25 protein-coding genes are annotated in these 22271 nt (G+C 41.1%); 1 reads left to right on the top strand and 24 read right to left on the bottom strand.

Features of this window, described 5'->3' with window-relative positions:
* Positions 1 to 8: 8 nt before the first annotated feature.
* The 8 genes from P6N53_RS01025 to P6N53_RS00990 form a co-directional block, all read right to left on the bottom strand.
* On the bottom strand, positions 9 to 272 hold the full coding sequence (locus tag P6N53_RS01025; protein ID WP_304540445.1) for a hypothetical protein: 264 nt from the start codon (positions 270 to 272) through the stop codon (positions 9 to 11).
* A 10-nt stretch (positions 273 to 282) separates the two neighbouring features.
* Positions 283 to 1326 (bottom strand): M23 family metallopeptidase, encoded by a 1044-nt coding sequence (locus tag P6N53_RS01020; protein ID WP_304540444.1) that lies wholly within the window; start codon positions 1324 to 1326, stop codon positions 283 to 285.
* Entirely contained in the window at positions 1323 to 3134 is a 1812-nt protein-coding gene (locus P6N53_RS01015; RefSeq protein ID WP_304540442.1) for a VirB4 family type IV secretion system protein, read from the bottom strand. Before P6N53_RS01015 ends, P6N53_RS01020 begins: the two co-directional genes overlap by 4 nt.
* Positions 3135 to 3144: 10 nt before the next feature.
* Positions 3145 to 3750 carry an HD-GYP domain-containing protein gene (locus tag P6N53_RS01010; RefSeq protein WP_304540441.1) on the bottom strand — a complete coding sequence of 202 codons (606 nt, stop codon included), beginning with the start codon at positions 3748 to 3750 and terminating at the stop codon, positions 3145 to 3147.
* 109 nt (positions 3751 to 3859) lie between these two features.
* Positions 3860 to 4099 carry a hypothetical protein gene (locus P6N53_RS01005; RefSeq protein ID WP_304540439.1) on the bottom strand — a complete coding sequence of 80 codons (240 nt, stop codon included), beginning with the start codon at positions 4097 to 4099 and terminating at the stop codon, positions 3860 to 3862.
* Between the two features lie 92 nt (positions 4100 to 4191).
* The gene (locus tag P6N53_RS01000; RefSeq protein WP_304540437.1) at positions 4192 to 5844 is read right to left on the bottom strand and encodes a hypothetical protein; all 1653 of its coding nucleotides are present in this window, start codon (positions 5842 to 5844) and stop codon (positions 4192 to 4194) included.
* Between the two features lie 3 nt (positions 5845 to 5847).
* Positions 5848 to 6612, bottom strand: coding sequence for a hypothetical protein (locus tag P6N53_RS00995; RefSeq protein WP_304540436.1), 765 nt, complete (start codon positions 6610 to 6612; stop codon positions 5848 to 5850).
* Between the two features lie 139 nt (positions 6613 to 6751).
* Positions 6752 to 7909, bottom strand: coding sequence for a hypothetical protein (locus tag P6N53_RS00990; RefSeq protein ID WP_304540435.1), 1158 nt, complete (start codon positions 7907 to 7909; stop codon positions 6752 to 6754).
* Positions 7910 to 8240: 331 nt separating this feature from the next.
* Between P6N53_RS00990 and P6N53_RS00985 the strand changes: the two genes are divergently transcribed.
* On the top strand, positions 8241 to 8879 hold the full coding sequence (locus P6N53_RS00985) for a hypothetical protein (RefSeq protein ID WP_304540433.1): 639 nt from the start codon (positions 8241 to 8243) through the stop codon (positions 8877 to 8879).
* Positions 8880 to 9167: 288 nt separating this feature from the next.
* Here P6N53_RS00985 and P6N53_RS00980 read toward each other — a convergent pair whose 3' ends face one another.
* The 16 genes from P6N53_RS00980 to P6N53_RS00905 all read right to left on the bottom strand — a co-directional run bounded on the left by P6N53_RS00980 (position 9168) and on the right by P6N53_RS00905 (position 22065).
* Positions 9168 to 9683 (bottom strand): hypothetical protein, encoded by a 516-nt coding sequence (locus P6N53_RS00980; RefSeq protein ID WP_304540432.1) that lies wholly within the window; start codon positions 9681 to 9683, stop codon positions 9168 to 9170.
* A 294-nt stretch (positions 9684 to 9977) separates the two neighbouring features.
* A complete protein-coding gene (locus P6N53_RS00975; RefSeq protein ID WP_304540431.1) occupies positions 9978 to 10394 on the bottom strand; it encodes a pilus assembly protein in 417 nt (138 codons plus the stop codon).
* A 52-nt stretch (positions 10395 to 10446) separates the two neighbouring features.
* Positions 10447 to 11061 carry a prepilin peptidase gene (locus P6N53_RS00970; RefSeq protein ID WP_304540430.1) on the bottom strand — a complete coding sequence of 205 codons (615 nt, stop codon included), beginning with the start codon at positions 11059 to 11061 and terminating at the stop codon, positions 10447 to 10449.
* Positions 11039 to 11227: a hypothetical protein gene (locus P6N53_RS00965; RefSeq protein ID WP_304540429.1), complete on the bottom strand. Its 189-nt coding sequence runs from the start codon at positions 11225 to 11227 to the stop codon at positions 11039 to 11041. Before P6N53_RS00965 ends, P6N53_RS00970 begins: the two co-directional genes overlap by 23 nt.
* Before the next feature lie 23 nt (positions 11228 to 11250).
* Positions 11251 to 11421, bottom strand: coding sequence for a hypothetical protein (locus tag P6N53_RS00960; protein WP_304540427.1), 171 nt, complete (start codon positions 11419 to 11421; stop codon positions 11251 to 11253).
* Between the two features lie 18 nt (positions 11422 to 11439).
* Complete coding sequence (locus tag P6N53_RS00955) at positions 11440 to 12315, bottom strand: type II secretion system F family protein (RefSeq protein WP_304540425.1); 876 nt, start codon at positions 12313 to 12315, stop codon at positions 11440 to 11442.
* A gap of 15 nt (positions 12316 to 12330) precedes the next feature.
* Positions 12331 to 13233, bottom strand: a complete 903-nt coding sequence (locus tag P6N53_RS00950; RefSeq protein ID WP_304540423.1) for a type II secretion system F family protein — start codon at positions 13231 to 13233, stop codon at positions 12331 to 12333.
* Positions 13234 to 14652, bottom strand: a complete 1419-nt coding sequence (locus tag P6N53_RS00945) for a TadA family conjugal transfer-associated ATPase (RefSeq protein WP_304540422.1) — start codon at positions 14650 to 14652, stop codon at positions 13234 to 13236.
* Positions 14652 to 16001 carry a CpaE/TadZ family protein gene (locus P6N53_RS00940; RefSeq protein ID WP_304540420.1) on the bottom strand — a complete coding sequence of 450 codons (1350 nt, stop codon included), beginning with the start codon at positions 15999 to 16001 and terminating at the stop codon, positions 14652 to 14654. Before P6N53_RS00940 ends, P6N53_RS00945 begins: the two co-directional genes overlap by 1 nt.
* An 18-nt stretch (positions 16002 to 16019) precedes the next feature.
* On the bottom strand, positions 16020 to 16784 hold the full coding sequence (gene cpaB / locus P6N53_RS00935) for a Flp pilus assembly protein CpaB (protein ID WP_304540418.1): 765 nt from the start codon (positions 16782 to 16784) through the stop codon (positions 16020 to 16022).
* Positions 16785 to 16799: 15 nt separating this feature from the next.
* Positions 16800 to 17294: a Tad domain-containing protein gene (locus P6N53_RS00930; protein ID WP_304540416.1), complete on the bottom strand. Its 495-nt coding sequence runs from the start codon at positions 17292 to 17294 to the stop codon at positions 16800 to 16802.
* The gene (locus tag P6N53_RS00925) at positions 17291 to 18532 is read right to left on the bottom strand and encodes a CpaE/TadZ family protein (RefSeq protein ID WP_304540415.1); all 1242 of its coding nucleotides are present in this window, start codon (positions 18530 to 18532) and stop codon (positions 17291 to 17293) included. The genes P6N53_RS00930 and P6N53_RS00925 overlap by 4 nt, the downstream gene beginning before the upstream one ends.
* 140 nt (positions 18533 to 18672) lie before the next feature.
* On the bottom strand, positions 18673 to 18921 hold the full coding sequence (locus tag P6N53_RS00920) for a type II toxin-antitoxin system MqsA family antitoxin (protein ID WP_304540413.1): 249 nt from the start codon (positions 18919 to 18921) through the stop codon (positions 18673 to 18675).
* Complete coding sequence (locus tag P6N53_RS00915; protein ID WP_373322960.1) at positions 18914 to 19237, bottom strand: DUF4258 domain-containing protein; 324 nt, start codon at positions 19235 to 19237, stop codon at positions 18914 to 18916. Before P6N53_RS00915 ends, P6N53_RS00920 begins: the two co-directional genes overlap by 8 nt.
* A gap of 90 nt (positions 19238 to 19327) precedes the next feature.
* Positions 19328 to 21154: an Athe_2463 domain-containing protein gene (locus tag P6N53_RS00910; protein ID WP_304540410.1), complete on the bottom strand. Its 1827-nt coding sequence runs from the start codon at positions 21152 to 21154 to the stop codon at positions 19328 to 19330.
* 2 nt (positions 21155 to 21156) lie between these two features.
* The gene (locus tag P6N53_RS00905) at positions 21157 to 22065 is read right to left on the bottom strand and encodes a copper amine oxidase N-terminal domain-containing protein (RefSeq protein WP_304540409.1); all 909 of its coding nucleotides are present in this window, start codon (positions 22063 to 22065) and stop codon (positions 21157 to 21159) included.
* Positions 22066 to 22271 lie beyond the last annotated feature (206 nt).

Here is a 22271-nt window from a genome sequence, read left to right as displayed (position 1 = left end):
CAAATCTCCTAACTATTTTTAATGAGTGTCTGCAATAAGGCCGAAAAATTATGACTGTTTCTCTCTATAGAAGCCTTAACTACCGGCCAGAAATCATCGGCTACAGTGACAACAATATCTCTGACCTCCGGAATATTACGTAGAACCATTACCAGAAGCAAAACAGTAAATGCCCAGCGTAAGGCTAGTGTTACTGTTTTATTGGCCAGCTTGGCAACGGTAAAAGCTAATACCCCTACTCCGATAACTAAGAATACTGAGCCCCAACTCATCATATCCCCCCTATCCACCGGATCCGGCTACTCTTTCAAGGGTGCCAAGAAATTTACTTACCCCTACCCACCAGGATTGATCCGTTGCATACATTCCCCGGGGATTTGACGGACTGTTAATCCATTGGATCGGATGAACTCCAGGCGGTCGGTTCAAACTTAATCTATTTATGGTTTTAGCAGCAATTTCGGCTGATTGTTCTAGACCGGGGGAGTAGGAAACCCAAGAACCGTATACATTAAAGGGATTACCTAGCATTTTATCCGAAGAACCCACAGGTACAAATGATTGTTCCTGCCCAGTAATGGCCAACAACAGTAGTGGATTGACATTGTATTTTTGACCAACCCTTTCGAATATATCTACATAATCAGCCAATCGAGATTTTCTGTTAGCTAACCAAGCCGACACTTCGTTTCTATTAATTGGTTTGAAAGATAACTCATTAGGTAATACTTCCGGAACAAGCTTGTTGAGGACTTCCAGAGGATTCACCCAACGACCGTTTTCTTTTACCTGAAAATGCAAATGCGGTCCAGTGGACCGCCCTGTACTACCAATATATCCTATTGTGGAACCCTGGGTAACTCTCTGTCCAGAGGATACAGCATATCCGCTTAAATGGGCGTAATAGTACAGTCGTCCATCTTCACCTGCCAGGTATATCTCTAGGCCTCCAGCACCACTGGAGGAGATAGTCACCCTCCCCGCTACAACAGCTAAAACGGGAGTTCCCGCCGGTGCAGCCAAATCGATACCCATATGGTAGTGATCTCCTCTGTCTTCACCAAACCCTGATGTTAAAACCCAACTACCGGCAATGGGTGAAACCACCGGACCACCTCCACTAATGTAGTCAGATGAAAAATCATCCCACGCCGCACCGCCGGCCAATAGCATAATAGGTAAAACTATCACCAAACATAACCCTGCTAATGTAAAAATTAGAATTGGTATTCCAACAGTTGCTGCCAAACCACTCCATACCCAGTTTATTGCCTTTTTCTTTACTTGAGTTTTGACTTGATTTCTTACTATACTGCCTACGGTCATTGATTAAGCCCTTCCGTTTTATACAATTCAAGTTCTTCGGAAGATAGTTCAAGTCTTAATGCATCAAAGTTTTTCCCCACCCTGATTATGAAACCATGATTACCCCTAAGGTCATTTAATTTATTTAGTACTTCGTCAGGAATCTTGGCCTTTTTTTGAATCTGACTTATATGGGAATCTTCCATCCCAAAAAGGACTTTGTAGGCACTATTACCCCAGATACTGTTTTCATCATCATTGTTTCCAGAACTACCAGAAGGCCATAAAACTGAAGGATTATTAGCCCCCAGGGCCAATAGCCCGTTATATTTCCTTATGGTCGATGCCAGGGTATTAATAAAATCCCATGCATCGTTATTGGGCAAAACCCTTTGCCCTTCATCTGTAAACACGGCACTGTACTGTTCTCCCCGGATCTTATTTCTAATAACCAATTCCCAAACCGTATCTAGGGTGAGAGACATCTTTACTGCAGCATCTGGATCAAACTTGCTTTTATTTATTCCTCTCGCCACATGAAAAAAAACAGCCCGGGCATCTTCTAGATCTTCTGTGGATTCACTGTTGGTAAACATTTTTTTCTGTGAACCCTCAAAATACATATACAACCGGTTCCTCAGTTCCCGGGCCGCATTGGAATCTTCTTGACAAAGAAATTGGTACCACTGATGCATATTGCATTTTTTATCATCCCATGTAGATTGATCATCAGGGTCTATTTCGGAATCTTTCCACGTTGCCACCAGTGCCCGATCAATAACGTTTCTTTCTTCCGGAGATATACCGCCTGCCAACAGGGAAATTGTTCGCTGCAGCTTGGAGGATACTTCCATCAATCTTCCTGCGTCCTCCTCTGGCTTTCCAAATGGCCTGGGAATTTTTAACGGGTCAAAATATTTTCCGGATCCAGGGTTATGGTCAACCCAAACACCACCGATTTTCTTGCAAAGCTTTTCATATTCGCCATCTACGTCCAGTACATAGACTTTATATCCTTCTAATAAAAGGGTCACTACCAGGGCCTTAAGGAAAGTAGACTTCCCGCCACCCGACTCTCCCAGCACTATAAAATTTTTGTTTAGATCCCCACGTTTCAAAACAATATGAACAAAACTCTGGTCACTAACCCGGTTACCCATATAAAGGCCCCTCTCCTCTGTTAGGGAGCCATCCAGGAATGGATTTAATACTGATAGTGCTTCTTCATCTATTAACCTGCCTGGCCATGCTTTATAGAAATCAGGCTTATAGGTTCCAGCGGACCATGTTTCTAAAAATGCCTGGGTCTGCTCATGGGGAAGCTTTGTCGCTGACATTTTGATATCTGTGAGTGTTTTTTCAACCTCATTAACAGCGGACTCAAGCAGTTCCTCAGAAGTTGCCGAAACAGTTATAAAACACCAAAGATCAAGAACTGACACACGGGCATAGGATGATTGTTCAGCAAGGTATTTAAATGCCCGTAAAGCCTTTACTTCATCTGGCCTAGGAAATTCCGCAGTTTTAACGCTTTTCTCCAGCCTTCGTATTTTCATTTTCCCCATGGTGCCAAGCTTAAAATTTGCCGGTATAATTCTGAGAGTTGTCCTAACTGATATTCCTTTAGGTTTTTTAAACTTAATATGTGATAAAGCCTGAAGTAATCCTGTTGCCCTTTTAATGTTATAAGGCCAAGTTCTAACTAACATAGTAGTTACCCAGGTCTCATTCCCTACAGCTAAGTGTCCGGGCGATTTATCAATTGTTCCTGCAGTGGCAGTTACCCAATCAGCCAGACACTGACCATCAATTATTTCATTGGCTAACATAGGATTGTTCTCAACTCCTTTTTATGCACCTCTCAAGGATACGAATTAGATTAATGGGAATTCTACCTCGGGTCAGTTCCTCCAAAGCTTGCTCAGAAGTAAAAAAAAATGATCTATAGGGTCTGGATTGTGTTAAGGCGGAAAACACCTCCGCAGCAGCTACTACCAAAGAAAGAGTACTTATCCTTGTATCCCTTAAACCCTTAGGGTACCCTGTTTTATCAGGTCGCTCATGGTGCTCAGCTACGATTCTTAACGTTCTGGAGGATACTTCCGGCCACACGGCAGATAAAAGGCGGGCTCCCTGTGTGGGGTGAAAAAAAATAAGTGCCCTTTCTTTTTTGGTTAGGCACTTCCTGTAGACCATACTTCTAGGCCATGTTATTTTCCCAATATCGTGTAGAAAAGCCCCTACTATTAAATCTCTTTTTTCTTCCTGAGTTAATCCCAAGTGTTCACTCATTAGTACAACCAATTTTGCTGTATGGTTAGCGTGATCTAACAGACTCTTATCCCATGCGTTCATCTTGCAAGCCAACCGACTCAATGCCGGTACTCTTAGTAATTCTTGTTCTACCACGAATGGAGACTGTTCTTGTTCCAAGGCAAATTGCACATTGACACCTCCCGTTAAAATTATATTTTTAACTATTTTCTTTTCTGAACGATAATCAATATAACACACTATTTAGTAGCCACTACCAACTTATCTTTCTGTTAAGGTTTCAACCTACTTTCGCCATTTCCTGATAGAGTTCCAGAAGGGGAGCTGCAACGTGAAGCAACTCTTTCTCTGCCCGATCCCTATCACCTGTCATGACAGATGCAAACAGGTGGCCCATATGCTCGCCAGCAATCATAGCCCATTTTTCCATAGATAAGTCATGTTCACCTTTGACCATGCGGTTCATTTCTACCTGCAAGGCCACTTTATCCAGAAAACTTTTCTTAATCTGTTCAGTCATTTTCAACAGTCCTTTCTTAATAAATCTTTCGAAAATTAAACTTACACCCAGCCATGACTATAATGCCGGTATTTCAGTCAAGCCTTAACCTTTTATTGCTTAAGTGACAAATCCACCTCAAATAATACAGACCCCTCTACTCTGATAAATGGATCCAGTGTTAGTTGCTTTTGTCTACTTCCTCTTTCCGCAGTCACTGTAATCCCTACGGTACTACCGTCCTCCAGATCCGGAGGAACCGTGTATAGACCTCTCCATGTGTTTTCATCGCTTGTTATCGGGTTGGTAGGTATGAGAGTTACGTTATGACCAGTAGAGAAAGTGGAATAAACATTCTGGGCAAACCCTCTGGTTGTTACTTCAAATTGCACCTCTGCCCCGGCCCTCACAACAGCGGGAAAAGTAGTTATAGGTAATGGCTGCCCTGCTTTGTTATATGCTATTGCTCTAATTTCTAAATCCAAAAGCTCTAATTTAGAAACCTCCATTTTTATCCTCAATATTTTTGGGGTTTCCTTATTGTCATTAGTATCTAATACTGCCCTGGCCACAAACTGCGTACCTGAAGGTATAGTTGTCCATGTCCCGTTAGCAATTTCTGTCCAAGTTAAACCGGCATCAGAAGAAATGTAGTATTTTATCTCAGTACCATTTGGTAAAACATTTTCGGCCGTAAGTTTTATTTCATCGAATGGTTCAATAGTAGTTATTACCTTTGAATAATATTCTTTCGGGTGCTCATAGCCGGCTGATAATTGAATCCCGGTCTTCTCCATGTCAGATAGTCGCTTCATGCTGTCTGTGGCATCATCATAGACATAATACCTTATTTCACCGGTTTCTGTTATAAAAGCCTGGTCGTAGGCACCAGGCTTTATTGATACAGCTAATCCTCCATGTATGACACCGGCGCTATACGCTAGAACCTGTTGTACTCCACCGGCATCATTATCCGAAAGAAATCGGCCTTCATTGTTATCTAAAACAGTTACCCCGCCTTGATTAGCACTGACCGATGCTACATCTGTGAGCCCGGAAGCATATCTGGCGGGATCTACAACATAATCCTGAGCGGCATCATCAAACATCAGATAATACTTTCCAGTATTAGTCACAATGACTATATCCGGTGTTCCGTCCACTACCGCCAGGGCCTTCGGTTCCCCTATGTCTAATTCTTTGTCTAGTTCCACGGTTAACCCAGCCCCGGCACTATATCTGGTTATTCTTGTTTTCCCGGTCGCCGACTTTTTCAGTACGACTGCCTTATCGGTCCCTTCAATGGCTCCAACGGACAATACATCAGCCATTCCGGAGCTTTTTAAAGCTGGATCATCTGAGTAGATTCCCCCGGAAAATTGGCAATACTGTATAAAATCCTCACCAATGACCCATAGGTTCATGTTATCTTGCCTTATTGATAGTCCCCGGGTATTGGTCAACCAGGGTATCTTTGTATCATGAAGAGCACCGGTGGCATCATCATATTCAGAAATAATGATTCCATCAGAAGACGTTACGGCATAGCCTTCTCCGTACTTTAACATGGCAATAGCGTTTGGCATTGTTCTCCTGGGAAGCCTGACATACGAATTTGCTGTGTCTACGTAAGCACTGGTTTTTATGGTATCGATATAACTGGTGTCATTAAAATCATCATCAAAAATAACTTGGGCCTCGGCCATGGCCGGGAGAGTTGTGAAATATATTAAAATTATAAGCCCAACAATCTTTCTAATTGACACACATTAGTTCCCCCTCTCCTCTGATATATCTCTTTTGAAAATAACAAATCTTATTATCTTCCATTGTCCTGCAACATTAACCATATCGACTATGGCTGTATCAGTAAAATTTTGATTACCTCCTCTGTAAATTACTTTGGCAATGCAATATTGTTCTGCTACTCCAAGGCTCTCAATTTTTATCACCTCAAAGCCTTTACTGGTTATTTCCGGAAGATTCCTTCTATAGAGGCCCTCAGCCGCAGTTCTTAATGCCGGTAATGCCTCACCGGCAAGATATTTAGTCTCTTGATGTTTCTTCTGCTCGTATGGCATCGAAAAATATTCGTTAAGGATCCTCGAAGCACCGACTGGTAAAGGCCCTGGCGAAAGGTAATGCCGATCCATTTCTACAGTTTCTGCTTTATATATTAGCCAAGACCCTGCCTCTTTCAAAAGACTATACCTTATGCAAAACCGATCAGTGTAAACCGGGTCGTCCTGGATCTCGGAAGTAATATCCGCAGTAACTATGGCTATAACAGGTGATAATATTTGAGTATCGGTTACATTGGCGGTTAATAGTTTTCTTCCGACATTCTTTCTGGTCAAATTATTTCTTGCCTCTCCCAAGGCCTCCCCAGATAAGAAGGGTCCTATCATTCTCCAGTCACCGGAAAATTCGGCGTGTATGTATCTTTTAACAACTTCTTGTACTTGTTCTTCTCCAGAAGTACCGTTAATTGTGGATGTTGAGGTTATTTTACTTTCTTTGTTGTCAAAGGCCATTACTAATAGGCTTAATAGGCATAAGCACAAAAACAGACACATATGGATAGAAAATGTTGTTTTTCTGATTTAAACCACCTCCGGAAAAGGAAAAGCCCCGTAAATCTCAAGAATTTATAACGGGGCTTTTATCGTATCTTTATAGTTTTCTAATGTGAATAACTTCCGTTCCGATATTTCCGGAAGGATCCTTTACATCCACTCTTATACTATTTATACCTAACTGGTTAACAGGTAAATTTATATGACCATCACTGGGTAATGCTAACCAACCTCCTCCGTTTACCTGATATGTAAATGGACCAGATTGGTTATCAGTCACAGAAACTACAACCGGAATGGAACTAGCTGATGTTGCCCTGGCACCGCTGATAGTTTGGACTTTCACTGTTGGAGGCATAGTATCGATATTTTGGATATTGGTTACAGCAGTCTGGAGGTTATTAATTTTCGTTTCTAGTCCGGGAATTTGCGTGTTACGAATATATCCCGCAATGCCAGCGACACTTTCTGATGCACCACCATAATTGCCGTTGTACCAAGTTTGGTTAATGGTCGTCTGACTTCTGGCCGCTGCGTTGTCTGCGGAGGTTTTAGCTCCCTGGGCTGATGTATTGGCATTATTCGCTGCATTTGCCGCAGCTTGTCCATAATATGACGCATTGTAGGCATTTATATTAGCTGCATTTGCAGCATCTCTAGCCTCAATAGAAGCACTTACTCCACTTTGAATTAACCAATCAGTAACATAATAATCAGTTTTGGGATTAGCTTCCCAATCATTAATACAGACTGAAACATCATTACTACCATGTTTTAGATTATGAGAAACTACTATATCTAAAGTTTCACCCGGAAATAGAGCAATATTTCCTGCAGATAAAGGCATTCCTATAATACTTCCTATCCTACCACTAGAACTCATAGGATTTGTTATACTGGCTTGACTAATAATCGTACCATTGACACCATTTTTTTTAAAATAAACAGTAGCTGTACCAGAGAGTGTAGTGGTGTTTCCATTACTGGTTCTAAAAGCCACGTCTTTCAAAACAATATTAGAGTAAGCCATATTTAGAGATGTGTTTTTAAAACTTAGTAAAACTTTTTGTGGACCGTTAGTTACTACTCCGTTAGTATAATCATTTATTTTAACACTAAAGAAAGACGCATTTGTAACTATACTCATAGTATCACCTGGGGCAGCAAAGGAACTGGCCGACATAGAGCTAAACAGCATTACAAATACAATTAAACAGAGTATGGTTTTTCGGGGTTTTAAGAAAATATTAATCATTATAATTACCTCCTTGAAATGTATTAATAAATATCTAGTAGTTATTTAATAGCAACCCTCCTTTCCGAAATTAAACAATATTAATTGCTTTCTATTACAAAAAGAAACCTCTTACATTAAATGTGAGAGGTTTCTTTTATGATGAAAAGGTGGTGAATAACAATGACATGAGTATTAACTTAAATATTATATTTTAATAATTTAGGGAGGCTGGCATATGAGAAAATTTGCTATATTACTAACATTCTACGTTAATTAATATAGGGCATCCCTATATTAATTAACAGTACCGCTACTATATAAATTAACAACTATGAAGGAGATATATAAAATGAGAAAAATTGTGTCAATAATTATAATAGTAATGTTTATACTTATACCCTTCGCAAATGTATCTTACGGGCAAGTACCAATAGGTACTACTAATACAATAGAGTTTGCGGGGAGTATTTCTAATGGTGCATATGCGACTATTTATACGTTTCCACAAAATATGGTGCTTAAAAGCATTACACTTAGACATCTCAGTGCAAGTTATTCTGGGTATAGTTATACGTATCGGATTTATTCAGGAGAAACACTTCTTAACACAGCCTATTTAAATACATCATCAGGAGATGCTACATTGTATTTCCCTCCCAGTAATAATATAACAATAAGAGCTCTAAGAGGAGAAAGTGGTTCATACTTTTACACCATTATAACTCGTGCAACATACGAAGAATTAGTATATATTCCGGATGTAAATGATATACAAGGTATAAAATCATCAGCAGATTTAGCAGCAAGCAGAGCCAACGATGCTAGGACAGAATCAGTCAATGCGAAGAATGCTGCAAATGATGCAAAGGCTTATTCGTACTACTTAGGCACCTATGGAGGCCCCTCCGAGTCGGTGGGTGACATTGCGGGATATATTCGTATACTGCAGATTCTGACTCACCTTATTTGCTTATCTTTTTTTCTATAAGTTGTCTTAAACCTTCTGCTAACAAAGTTAGAATAACGGCAGAAATTATAACCATTCCATAGGTAATACTAACAAAGTTTAAAACACAAATGTAAACCAATATAATTACAATATTTAAAATAACAAACAGTGCTAACACCTTATATTTCGTCTGTCTACTTATTTCACTGTTAAAAGATAAGATAACAATAAGTGTTGAAACTACCATTATGAATATAAATAACAATGATAAGAAACCACCTTTCTCAGACAATCTCCTTAGAGTTAAAAATATAACCCAACTCCTTGTTAAAGTTGGGGGTTTGTTGAATCTTTTTTCCGAATAATTATTGTTGCACTTCCAACTCCACCTAATTTATCTTTGACATAAACAGTGAAGGTCTTATTACCTGCGGAACCGGAAGTATTAAGATTGATCATATTACCACTTGCAATCTTAGCAGTCATATTTTCCGGGTTACTGTCATTAATACTATAATAAAAAGGTCCAGGGCTGTTAGCAATTTTTACAATTGCTCTAATACTATCCCTATATGTTACGACGGCACCAGTTGTGGGATATACATGGACGGTAGGACCGTTTTCATTAGTTATATTTGAAGATCCTACATTGAGAAAATCTTTTATGCTTACGTGGTCATATTCTTCTGCATAGGTAACTGGATACCATAAAATCCCAGGATCTGCATATCTTTTTGCTTCATCATAAGCGTAATAAGAAAGTCCTGCAAAAACCGTGTTACTATAAGATAAAGTACCCAGGATAAATACTAAACATAAGATAATTTTCTTTAATAGTTTCATGGTTTTTTTCACTCCCATTTAATGAATATAAATTTATTAATACTACAATGATTAATTGTTTCTATCGTTACAATCCTAACTCTCACCAATACCGTATGCTCTGCCCCAGTAGAAAGGAAAAGGAGGCTACTCCTAAACACATTATAATTGCTTGAAATACTGGTATCTCAATATAGTAATTGCTTTAGATCTTTTTAAGAACGTCCTTATCTTGTGTCCTTTCCCATAGGTTAAGTATCTGTATATAAATCTTTTCATGCATAAGATTTACCACCTTTATATTTGGTTTTATAATTATGGTTTCTCTTTCTTAAAAACAGTAGTAAAGTCAATCAAGAAATTATCCGGCCAGGGATTACCCCCGATCAGCTTAGGCAGTAACGGGACGATCGATGGTTGTTTATACTGTACGTTAACGGTTACATAGTTCGTGTCACTTGTCTCGGTTATCATCTGGATGTTTTCCCCTCTCAGCCCACCTTCTTGTATAGATTGTTCCACTCTCTCCTGAGCAGGGCCGTAATTTAATGCAGCATGTCTACCTCCATCTCTACTGCTATCGGCCACTACAAGGCAGCTATATATGAGCAGCCCAAAGGACATCATAATACCCAAGAGAGCAATCCAGATATTCATAAGTATTGAAGATGTAATCAGATCACTACTTCCTCTCTGATCTTCCCATAGGATTTTAACAATTTGAATTATCAATATTAACCTCCCCCTTTTTAACCTGGTTTACATATACAAAATCTATACCTACTTAAACGAAATCTAAAAGAAAAAGTAACCATACGGCTATGGCTAAGGGCACTCCGTAAGGTATCCACTCAGATTCGGGTAATTCCCAGGTTTCAACCTTGGAGTTATTTCCGGAAGATATTCTGGCTGCGACATACTTTGAGGTATAGGCGACCTGGGTCATAAACTCTTTAAGTTTGCCTTTTCTAAACATCGTAATTATTCCGTAGAACCCCATAAACAAGGAAGCTATCATCACAGAAAGCCCTGCGAAGGTACCACCATGCAAGGCACCCAAAGCAAACACTAATTTGAAATCTCCACCACCTAATGCACAAAACCAATACATAAAAAATGCTAAGCACAAAGTAATTATTAACCCTTTTAAACACCCTAAAAGACCGGAGGTTCCGGCAGTTGCTGCATAGAAGCTTAGTGCAAAGGCAACCGCCGGCATTACTACAATGTTATAAATTAACCCCGTAAAGTAATCTGTTATTGCACAAATAATAACTAGTAACAATGTAAAATATATTAAAGGTAAATGTAAGGAGGCGTACCAAACGCCTCCCACAGTACCAAAGCCCAAGAGAACAAGCCAGATGATAACACCTTTAATAGGTAATAGATATTGCATCGTCAATGCTTTCCCCGGCAGAGTTGCCACCTCCTTTGATCTTAGGAACTAGGTAGTTAGAGATCCCAAAGGCAGCGATACCACCTACTGCAGCGAGGATAGCCATAATCACAAGTGGACTCATACCTCTTTGATCCTTAAATAAGTCAACCAGAATTTTTTTCATAATAAACATCTCCTTCTACAATATTAATTACCCAGAACACTCTGGCCTCTTTCAGTTAAGTTTTTTAGTTTAGGTGCCCAACTGTAAAACATCCCAAATGCAATGGTTCCTCCCACCGCGCACAGTATAGCCAATACAACTAGCTGGCTAATACCTCTTTGGTCTTGAAGTACTTCTTTCAGGGTTTTAATCATACAAAATTCCTCCGTCTTTTAGAAAGTTAGTGCCTGAGAAGCCCTTATTAGCCCTGGGCCAACCATGATAATGGTACTGGCCGGCATAATCATACCGGCCAAAGGAATTGGCATTAACTTATCGGACACCCCCTTCTTTTTGGTTGTGAGTAAGCTTATGTTATGCAAAGCTGCACCTATCAAAGACTCGATAACATTTGAAAGGGCTACACCTTTGCTGTCCGCTTCAATGACTGATTCAATAAACCTGGTAAAGTCATCTAGACCAATTCTATTTGTTGCTTCCATAAGGGCCAGTTCTTTTTGTTCCCCGCGTTCTATTGCCTTTAGAGCATACCTAAGCTCAGAGGCTAATACTCCATTAGAATCTTCTATAGCCGCTCTTCCCAGGGCATCAATATTAGTTCCAGCACTTGTTTTTGATAGGGTTCTCATTAACATTAATAGAGGTAAATATTCCCTACCTGCTTTTTCTCGCCTTTCATTCGCTTTAGACCAAACATACAAAATAGGTAGGGCAAAGGTTAAGCCAGCTGACAACAACGCCATTAAGCCGGCCCGTGAAATATCCTGCCCGGAGTAAAATCCAAAAACCACAACTCCCTGAATAGCAGCAAAAGCATAGCAGGTAGCATAAACTTGTTCTGGAGTATAAGAAAGGTTAGCTCTAATGAGCATCTGTTTCATCCAACTCATTCCTTGTTCATTAGGAAACAGTGGTTGAAAAAGTTTAATTAGCCGATCCCAGATGTATATACTCTGGTTATTATCTTCTGTAGGGATTCCTTGTAAGTAAGCCTTAATTTCACGTGTACGCCTCTGTCTGAATAAGAGCCAACTTCCGAACGCAAGTACAGATCCTGTATAAAACAACCACATCAACTTAATATCCAATAAGATCCCTCATTTCTATAAAATCTTTATTTGTGTAAATTTTTTAATAAGCATCCATGCCCCGGCAATAAGTCCTAGAGCAAGCAAGAATAACCTTAAGCCTTCCTGCGTAGTAAAGAGTACAGACACATATTCAGGTACAAATATCCTCTCAAGTAACAATATTGCTACCGGGAAAAGAGTAATTACAATTCCTTCAGTAACTGCGTTGTGGTTATGAGTTCTTATTTCTTCAATGGCTTTACGACTTTCATCTACCTGAGCAGCAATATCAAAAAGGGTTTGTGCCAAATCTCCCCCAAGCCGGTGATGGGTTCTTACACTAATTTTAAACATTTTATATGGTGTTACAGGTATAAATGCTTCTGTTTCATCGATAATATCTAAAATACTCGTATTACCTTGCATAATCTTTCTAGCCATTTCGCTAATGGGTCCTCGTAATGGAGGGTCCAGCTTTTCCGCAACGGAGATAATTGCTTGCTCTAGAGTGTTGCCGGCAACAATGGAGTTCCCCAGCCTGGTACAAAAGTCACCCATGCTACTGAACATTTCTAACTCATTAGTATCAATCTTTCTTGACAAAAAACTATAAAAAATAAACGGTCCCACTCCAATGAAACTTACGGCTCCTATAAGCGTGCCTGTAACAAAATAACCAATAAAAAAACCTGCTGCTCCACTAAGCAACAGGGCTATAGATAGGTGAATTTCCGTCCAACCAGGATAACCGGCTCTACTAAACCATGCATGTAAACGATTTACATTGATATTTTCCGGTACCTCCACAGAAACACCCACTGAATCATTGAGGTACTGGGAGAGTTCCTTTTTCCTCAATATCTGTCTATAGATATAGGTAATACTTAAGAGTATACCCCCAGTAAAAAATAAAGCCATCAGTAGGAAGTCATTCACTCAGTTCACCTCCAACCACGATGGCGGTGTAACCCCTCGTTTGCGTAGTAATTTGGCCATTAAAGCCGGTCCTGGTCCGGAAGCAATTTTTTCACAGTCATTTTCTTCATCATAGGCAAGCACATCTTCAACTCTAACAGCATTATCCTGAATGCCAAATATTCCTGAAATCCGGCTTACTCGTCGCCCTATATATCTTAGGCCCTCTTTAATTTCTTTGATATGAATATCCGCCTGGAAACCGGAAGCAATAAGATTTCTGGCTACCCTTTCGGTGATATTTGCTCCCGCCATCATAGCAAGTGTTTCCATCCGGGTAATGGTAGCAAAACCTTCACTGCAATTTTCATCTAAAAAATCACCGGTATGCAGTGTCGCAAGTAGCAGGGTATGCCCAGTGGTAGCAGCCTGTAATATATCAAAAAAAGCTTCATCCCTAGCCTCGCCGAGAAAAAAATGATCCGGTGACATACTCATGGCCAGTTTAACCAGCCGGCGAAAATTCACCCCAAATTGTCCCTGTTCATTAGCATCCCTGGTTACTAAAGAGACCCAGTGAGGGTGAGGAAGCTTCAACTCAATTCTATCTTCAATGGTGATATACCTTCTATCTGCCGGGGCAAGGCCACATACTGCATTTAATAGCGTTGTTTTCCCTGATCTAGTAGGACCCGTAACGCTCATATTAAACTCTGCCTCAACCATGGCCCCTATCAATTCGCTGGCATATTGTCCAATAGTATTATTGTCTTTGAGGTCATTAAATGATAAACCATCCTTGTGATTTTTACGGAAAGATACGGAAGGACCCTCCGGGCAAGTGGGGTCCATTACAATAGTTACACGCATACCGTTATACCAGGCATCAACGATTGTGTTTGTCTCGGTAGCTTTTTTGCCAAGGGGAGTTAAAATACGGTCGATCAAGTGATAAACATCTTTAACAGACGCATACTCATAATCCCATTTGTGTTTTTTCCCTTTACGATCCTGATAGAATATAAACCTGCCGCCATTTATCCAGGCTTCTTCAATGTCCTGTTCCAGCAGAGGTTGAATTAATCCAAGGCCGGTTATTGAAAGCATTTCCTCTTCCACAATTTGATCCAATGCATTTTTCAGGGAGGGGGGAAGTTTACTCCCAAGATCGAAAACTTCTTTTTCTACGATTTCACGAATCTTCTCTTTTACTTCGGGCTTATGCTTATCTTTTAGCAGATCATTGGTTAACAGCTTATCAAGCCGGGATTTTAATCCCTTTTTTATCGCCTGTTTGTCTTTATCGCCTAGAATGCCTTTAGATGCAACAGTCTCTCCTTGATCTACAAGCATGTCTTGAAGAAGTAACCCTTCTTTTTCATCTACCATCAGGTAATCTAAAGGATTTTGAAATTGGGCGTTATGATGACCCCCTGCCATTAATTCGCCACCTCCCTATAACGCAGTAGTCTTTTAAATTTGTCCAAAATACCTTTATCATTCCACCTGCTTTGTAGAACAGCTTTACCAAGAATCTGGTTGCATACCTGTATATGGGCCTGGGCATAATTCTTCGCCCTCCTAGACAAACAGGCAACTGCCCCCCTATTTTCTTCGACTCTTACTGCATCATCCTCTGGAATCCTTCCGATGCAGGAAAAGGGGATTTCTCTTAACGCACTTTCTATGTCTAAGGAAGGGCTTTTGGGAACCATATTCAGGACAAGTTTAACCTTACTTTTATCGATACGTAACTGATTAAATATCCCATCCATGGCCAAAACATCTTTCAACGTTGGTCTTTGGGCTGTACCCAGGAGAACGATTGTATCTGCCCATTCAAAGGCTTTAACGTGATGTAATTTTACCGACGGGTTGGTATCAACAATAACAAAGTCATACCGTTTATTCAGTGTATATAGCATTTTATCTACTACCTCTGCAGTAATTGCCCCGCCTTCCAAGGGATTAGGAGGAGCCAGAAGAATATCTAATCCTGATTCATGCTGCACAACCAGGTTGGAAAAATCCTCTCTGAAATCACTCTTAATCCAGTTAATTAGATTTGCCTGGTGCCGGAGATCCAACATGCTGGCAACATTACCAAAGGATGTATCCAGATCCACCAGTACAGGTCGAATTTTTTGTTCTTTCATAAGTGATACCAGGGAGAAAGCAAAATTGACACTAAAGGTACTCTTCCCCACTCCACCTTTAGGTGAGTATATTACTACAATTTGATCCCTTAATGTATCCTTTACTTCATTGTCACGCCTTCGTCTCCTGGGAGATGCTCCTGGTACTGAGATATTGTTTGCTTTCCCTGGTCCAGCTGTTAATTGAGCTGCTTCCGGAATTACTTTAGATACTGGAGAAATACCCCCACGCTTTAGGGGTTCTCGTGATGGCCTAGAACCACGGTTAGGTACATTAGTCATAGTATCGGAACCCTGGAGGTTTTTAGCTAGAACTTTTAAATAATTGGTTATGTCACGGAGAGGATTTCTCCAGTTTACTAGTCCTGAACCACCTATCTCCGGGATAATTTGATATGCCTCAATGGTGGGCTCTCCAACCAGATAAACTGGAATACCGGTGGCAGCTATCTGGGATATAACATCATACCAATTAATTTCTGATTCCTGTGTTATAAAAGCCGCAGAGTAACCTTCGCTCTGGTTGTAATCCTTAAATGATTCTATAACTACAGGCTGAAATCCCATTCTTGATGCCGTTTCAGATAATTCCCGGGCTATATCCTGATTTGTTTCGTAAATTAGAATTTTCAAGATTACTACCTGCCTTTCTTAATTAAAAGTTTGTTGTTCTCCGTTTTCCTGCCCAGGTTCCATGGGAATATGCCTGTTAACAAAACCTTCTGGTGTTGTAGGTATTGTTTCGACCTTTTCTGCATCGTAAGAACATAGCATAAGACCGATCTTACCTCCATTCCCTACTACATAATCGATATCCTGGCCTTCCTGAGGTGAAACAGCCAATTTGATACCGGTCATCTTATTGGAATTTGGATCCCGGATAACGCCTAACACATGTACCATCTGAGCTATGTTCGCACTTACAGGTGTCTGTACGCCGTTTATAGGGAGCTTCATTGAGCCGTTAACGTCCACTCTGTCTCCTATTCTAATATCACCATCCAGTCCCAGGAGATTTTCCACAGGCAATGATTTGCCCCTATAGTAAGGGCCGGACATTTCAGTTAGTTGAGATGTAAGGGTATTCTCTCCTTTTATACCCAGTTGCCCTAAGTAGATCGGTGTCCCTTCCGGAAGCTCACATTTTGTAATTTGACCTAGGACATCTTTTACATCTTTTATTACACCTGGGCGGGCATTTTTCCGGGCAATATAATCTACCATAACCATATCTTCCGTTATCATTGTATAGGGTGGTATTTTTTGTGTTGCCTTAACATAGGGAACCGCATCGAGCATCAGGTAGTTACCCTTTACGATTCCATAAGCAAACAGTCCGAAGAATATCATGGCAAAAAACAGCATCAAAAAGACACCTTTGTTTGAACTCTTATTTTTGTTTTTGTCCGTACTCAAAACAATCACTTCCTCCTATTCGTTAACTTTGGCAACAATTGTTTTATCAAATGGAACACGGTCGGTTAACCCCAGGATAGGCCCAAACAGCGGCGCATCCACCGTTCCCTTGATCCGAATGCTATAACTGTCAAGATTCCCATCTCCATCGCTGTCCAGGGATACACCGATAACCTCGTCTACAGAGATGCCTCTTTGGTTAAATTTCATAACTTCCATGTTTACATCTAAAGTACCCATAGCATAGCTATCTGCAATAATTGGGTTAAGAACAGGTCGTTGACCAATAGGGTTATTAAATTCGTCAAATACTAATTTACCCTCTACTGCGCTGGTACCGGCCAGGGCCGCCGCGTCACCAGCATTAACAACTATGTGTTTTTTTAGCAAGCTGGTTCCACCATCAATTACTACTGCGCACATACCCAAGAAGAAGGCCATTAGTATCGTGCTAAAGATTAGGATAAAGCCTCCTTTTTCATCCTTCCACGCCTTGGTCATATACCTCATGCATACACCTCCAATTCGGCTGAGGATTGGATCTTAACCAGTAAACGATCTGCTAAGTCGTCTAAGGACTGTTTCATCTGGGTGTGAAATAATACCACTGGTATCCCGGACTTGATACTTTCCAAAACCTCCAGGGCAGCATCAGGAATCAATGCATCAGATTTTAAGCCGACAGCCTTTTCCGCATCGGAAACAAAGACTCTTGCACTTTCAACAGCACGGTTAACAACCAAACAACACTTTGAGAAAAGATCATCCGAGAGTTTGTCCATCACAATCTGAAACCTTCTCAAATGGTTGAAATCTGTGTCTGCCACTAAAATTACCTGGCTGGCAATGTTAATAACCTCTGAAGTAACCGGATTTTTAATATCTGAACTTAAATCAACAACTACAACATCACAAATAGAATTTAGTCCCTTTAAGGCATTTAGCATACTTTTCTTGTTATTCGCCGCCTCCGGATCTACTACTGATGCAGTAAATAAAAATAGCCCGGGCATTAACCTCGGGCTGTAACCATATTCTAATGAATTGCCAGGGTCTTTTAATAACCTGTAAATACCATCCTCACCTTCGGGAATTTCTACCCAGTTACCCAAGGATAGTTGTGAAATATCCCCATCAACTAGGGCTACATTATTCCCTAATTGTGATAAGGTAGTGGCGAGATTTAGGGCAAGCATCGTCTTACCGCTGGGAGTAGGGGAGTATACTGCAATAACATTTTGTAGAAGGTTTTTGCTATCCGCCTTCTTCTTTATTTGGGAAATTTGGGGTAGAGAAATCTTTACTTCTGTACCCAGGGTCTTTAGTCGTTCCAGGGTGCCTTCCTTCTCCTGTTCAAGCTCGTTCAATCCATTAAATGTTTGACTGGAGTTTGGGGTAAATTCTTTCGCAGGATTAATCAATGCATCCTTTAGTCTGCCGATGGTAATTGGTTCAAAGAGAATATCATAAACACTCAACTCCACCAGCTTCCTTACTGTAAGGTTTGCCGGGTTTAGCTCGCCGGCCAAAAAGACCACTCGTATATTGAGGTCTATAAGGTCTTCCACAATATCGATTATATCCACTTCCCCGGGTAATCCCGGTGATAAAATTACTACCTCGGACTCTATATACCTAGCCGCTGCAACCACATGTTCCCTGCTCGTTACCGGGGTTATTCTAAACTGTCTTATGGCAGATAATGGTTCAAGATAAATTTCATCTTCCGTGGCCAACAATACATTCAAATCAATGTCCCCCCTATTGCACAAAATCAATGCAAAAACCCCCATGAGAGGGGGTTATAGACTTAAGTATTTTTCAAATTTGATCCCAATTAAAAACATTCCCTTGTGCTTTCTTGTAGATCTGGAGTCTTGTTTGAGAGTTATAACCCTATCCTTTCCTTTGGAAAATTATAAATCGGTACCTGTATTACTTTCTTTACAGTTGGTGGAGCTTCACGTATATGATCGAGTTTCTCACATACTTCAGGTTCAAAGTATTGTTCACCGCAATTTTCGCACACCCATGCAGGAACATTTTCTATCAAAGTTAATTTGTCTCCCCACCAATTTTCAGCCGTAACAAATCTTTTTGCTGTTTTCCCCCCACACAAAAAGCATTTACTAATCATTTTCGCACTCCTTTGCCCGTAGCTTTGGATTCTTCCATTTCGGTGGTTCCGGAAAATAAGCAGTAATTATAATCAATGTCCCGGAGGAGTCAAAGGCACATACTGCATGAAGCGGTTGTCCATCCTTGGTGTGCCCGAGCACAAGACAACTGTGACCCCGTTGATCTTCAGGGTAGTCTTCTATAACTTCCCCATTGGCTATTGCTATAACTAAATCAAAATCCTTAATGCAACGTTGCCCAGCTCTAATTCTAGCATGACGGCTTAAAACCCATTCGCCTGTTAGGATTTTGCTTCTTATATTTTTTATATCCAACCTCATTACCCCTTTGTTTTACTAAACTTCCGGGTATGTTTACCTAATTATAATCTCCCTACTGCTTTTGTGTCCAGCAGCAGCACCCCTCTATTGCACAAGATTTTGCTGATAGCCCGCCGGTGTGATGGGGCCTACCCCTACTGTATCTGAATCAGTACCCTGCTCAGGGCCGTTAGTACGGACGGCCTTTGCTTCGATAATGACGGTATGGCCTTTATTCCAAACTCCAGACCAGGGGAAGGCATAGTTAAAGGTTCTTGTTTTCTTACCATACCCCGGTTCATAGACCTCCTGCCAGGATTCTTTTATGGGTTCTGTTTTTTGTCCTCCACCGGACCAATATTCATAGTTACCGCTCACACGCAAGCCCTGTCCTGTCACCTGCAGTCTTACAACCGGCGGTGGTGGTGGTTCTTTTTCAAGGCTTGCAGGTGGAGGTGGAGGTGGAAAATTTGTTGTAACCGTTACTTTAAAATTAAAGGGTTTCAAGGACGGTACACTACCTGGGGCATTTATTTCAACCTTAATATCACCCTGTTGTTCGATAATCAGTGGCAGCCACTTAACCTGGCAGGAAGCTATATTATCTTCCCAGTTAATTTCATTTGGCGGCTGGTCATGGTCCGGGTTGATTATAACTTGAATGTTTAAATCTCCTTTCTGGGGCATGGTATATGTTAGGGTATCACCCTGCAGGTCCACTAAGTCAAATTTATTATTTTCTTTAACTATCTGGCCGTTGACTTTCCAGATTAGCCGGGTTTTTAACAGGTTCCCTGTTTCGTTATAAACGGTGGCTTTACACACTACCGGGTCACCCGGATAGGCTTCCTTGGTGTAGCTGTCAATTTGTACCCGGAGGTTGTTAGCGGTGAAAAATGCCTCATCACGGTTGTTTGACCAGTCTGCATCCTGACTGCTATCCACCGGGTTAATCCTGGCCAGTATTTTGCGTGACAAATCCTGGACAGTGAAAGTATACCGGTATGTCTTGCTTTCCCCGGGCCGGAAGGTAACATAGCCGCTGACATCCGGGTTGTCTGCCGGGTTCAGCGGCTCTAGGGTAATAGGGTATTCTGTTGCATTAACCACGTGGTGCAGGCGCAGCCAAGCTCTTTCTGGCTTAGGATACTCCTTACTCAGTGTATATGTCACAGTTGAAGTTATCTTATCCCCCGGTTTTACATTTTCAAACTTTTCAACTTCCAGTTTGACGGAAAAATCCAAAGGAACAGATAAACTTAACGGGGTTAACGGGATAGTAAGGTAGCGGATCGAACCTCCCACTTCACGAAAAAGCCGCCCCATGCCAAACTCATGTTTGGTGGGCGGCTGGATAATATGCACATAACGTTGCCATTGGGTATCGTCTCGTTGGAACTGGATATACGGGTTGTATAGCTTTACGTTCTCAAAACCCAGGTTGATGGATTCTAAGTAAGCCTGGTCATTGTTAAAAGGGTTGGTTTCATTTAGACGTGGCTCATTCATAATGTTTGTTACAAAATTTCGTACGGCAGTATTATCCCACGGTTCAAAAATCCAATTAGCATTGTTAACATCCACTGTCTCGGTGGTATCGTTTCTAAAAAAAGTATTAGTGTATTTTTCACCGGTACGGGTGTAGCCGTGGTAACGGTACTGGTTAGTAATAGAGTCATAGTCATTACTCCCGGGCGAAGCTTCCTGTGGTGTGCCGTAGCTGAATAGTCTGCTTTTAGCCCAGTTAGCTTCATTGATAGGCTTGCCCTGTTCATTCTCGGTAAAGAAATAGTCTCTTCCAAAAAATTTAGCCCTTAGCTCGTCGTTCGCCGTAGCCAGGGCTTCCATAATATTAGCCGGTTCTGCGCTAGCAAAACCGGCCATACTTAATACAAATAACATTGTTAGAAACAGGGTAATAACTTTACGCATGGTTACGCCCCCTTACTCCACACTGTAATACCTGTTGTTGTATCCCCCCAACCAGAAGTAATCTGAACAACTTCCCCATTTGGCCCAGTAAAATCCTTTTCAAGCCGTACTTTTTGAGTTGTTTTAGTTCTGGCCACGTCTACCACTTGTTTAGCAAGGTTAGCACCTAATTTGCTAGCCAGGATTTGCTCTGCTTCATCACATTGCTTTGCTACGTCCCGGTTATGCATAAGAACACCGTTAACATAACCGTTAACAATAATGCCTAATTTGATTTCAACATTGTTAATCTTGCTGTTACTAATCAAAATCTCCGTTTCAGGATTCTTCGGAACGGTATACCCGTTCAGGTTGTATGTCTCACCCTGCGGCACCTGCTGCCCCAGGTACTGCTTTACGGCCGATAGATCCGGTTTTTCCATCCCTTTGGGGTAGCAAACCACCAGGCCATCTACAAAATCAACCTGGTAGCCTAGAGCCTCAGCTACAAACCTGGCGGGAAGAAATGTCCTTCCGCTTTGTAATTCCGGAGCTACATCTATACCCAGGGAGAGTCCATTGACTACAATTTGTTTTTGACCAATGGTTAGCTCGGTAGAGTTGTTCCCTAGTACTAACTTAGCCTTATTAGTCGTACTATCCCAGTAGATATGTTCGTTAGCCACGCCCAGGGCATTACCTAGGTAACGAACCGGCACAAAGGTTCTATCTTGAGCAATATACGGTGCCACGTCCATTTTCACTCCTGGGGTTTGGCCATTTACAAAATACTCGCTGCGGCCTTCTATGAATACTACGCTTTTAACCAAGTCTTTATTTTGATCATATACATCCACCTGCTCAGCCAAGGCACCTGTCGTTAACCCCAGAACAAAGCAGCAGATCATCAGAACAGTGATCAATTTTCTCATTTAATCCCCTCCTAACTTGACATAGGTTTTGCGTTTTATGATAATATAAGTGGGAATACTAATAATTAAACAAACGGCTTGTGCGCCTCACTCTACCGAGGTTTTAACTACGGCCCCTTAAACTGTTCCCGCAGTTTAAGGGGTCACGCATTTAACGCCTGCGGTCGGCGATTAACACAACAAGGGTGATTAATAGGATGACAGCT

Source organism: Desulforamulus aquiferis, from assembly GCF_030577015.1.
GTDB lineage: Bacteria > Bacillota > Desulfotomaculia > Desulfotomaculales > Desulfotomaculaceae > Desulfotomaculum > Desulfotomaculum aquiferis.
This window is presented reverse-complemented; position numbering and strand designations above follow the sequence as displayed.

What these genes read in the sequence shown, in the direction of transcription:
- P6N53_RS01005 (WP_304540439.1), bottom strand. Translation starts at nt 4,099, where the DNA reads ATGACTGAACAGATTAAGAAAAGTTTTCTGGATAAAGTGGCCTTGCAG.
- P6N53_RS01015 (WP_304540442.1), bottom strand. Translation starts at nt 3,134, where the DNA reads ATGTTAGCCAATGAAATAATTGATGGTCAGTGTCTGGCTGATTGGGTA.
- P6N53_RS00910 (WP_304540410.1), bottom strand. Translation starts at nt 21,154, where the DNA reads ATGCGTAAAGTTATTACCCTGTTTCTAACAATGTTATTTGTATTAAGT.
- P6N53_RS00990 (WP_304540435.1), bottom strand. Translation starts at nt 7,909, where the DNA reads ATGATTAATATTTTCTTAAAACCCCGAAAAACCATACTCTGTTTAATT.
- P6N53_RS00985 (WP_304540433.1), top strand. Translation starts at nt 8,241, where the DNA reads ATGAGAAAAATTGTGTCAATAATTATAATAGTAATGTTTATACTTATA.
- P6N53_RS00945 (WP_304540422.1), bottom strand. Translation starts at nt 14,652, where the DNA reads ATGGCAGGGGGTCATCATAACGCCCAATTTCAAAATCCTTTAGATTAC.
- P6N53_RS01025 (WP_304540445.1), bottom strand. Translation starts at nt 272, where the DNA reads ATGAGTTGGGGCTCAGTATTCTTAGTTATCGGAGTAGGGGTATTAGCT.
- P6N53_RS00930 (WP_304540416.1), bottom strand. Translation starts at nt 17,294, where the DNA reads ATGAGGTATATGACCAAGGCGTGGAAGGATGAAAAAGGAGGCTTTATC.
- P6N53_RS00920 (WP_304540413.1), bottom strand. Translation starts at nt 18,921, where the DNA reads ATGATTAGTAAATGCTTTTTGTGTGGGGGGAAAACAGCAAAAAGATTT.
- P6N53_RS00980 (WP_304540432.1), bottom strand. Translation starts at nt 9,683, where the DNA reads ATGAAACTATTAAAGAAAATTATCTTATGTTTAGTATTTATCCTGGGT.
- P6N53_RS00905 (WP_304540409.1), bottom strand. Translation starts at nt 22,065, where the DNA reads ATGAGAAAATTGATCACTGTTCTGATGATCTGCTGCTTTGTTCTGGGG.
- P6N53_RS00995 (WP_304540436.1), bottom strand. Translation starts at nt 6,612, where the DNA reads ATGGCCTTTGACAACAAAGAAAGTAAAATAACCTCAACATCCACAATT.
- P6N53_RS00965 (WP_304540429.1), bottom strand. Translation starts at nt 11,227, where the DNA reads ATGAAAAAAATTCTGGTTGACTTATTTAAGGATCAAAGAGGTATGAGT.
- P6N53_RS00970 (WP_304540430.1), bottom strand. Translation starts at nt 11,061, where the DNA reads ATGCAATATCTATTACCTATTAAAGGTGTTATCATCTGGCTTGTTCTC.
- P6N53_RS00960 (WP_304540427.1), bottom strand. Translation starts at nt 11,421, where the DNA reads ATGATTAAAACCCTGAAAGAAGTACTTCAAGACCAAAGAGGTATTAGC.
- P6N53_RS01020 (WP_304540444.1), bottom strand. Translation starts at nt 1,326, where the DNA reads ATGACCGTAGGCAGTATAGTAAGAAATCAAGTCAAAACTCAAGTAAAG.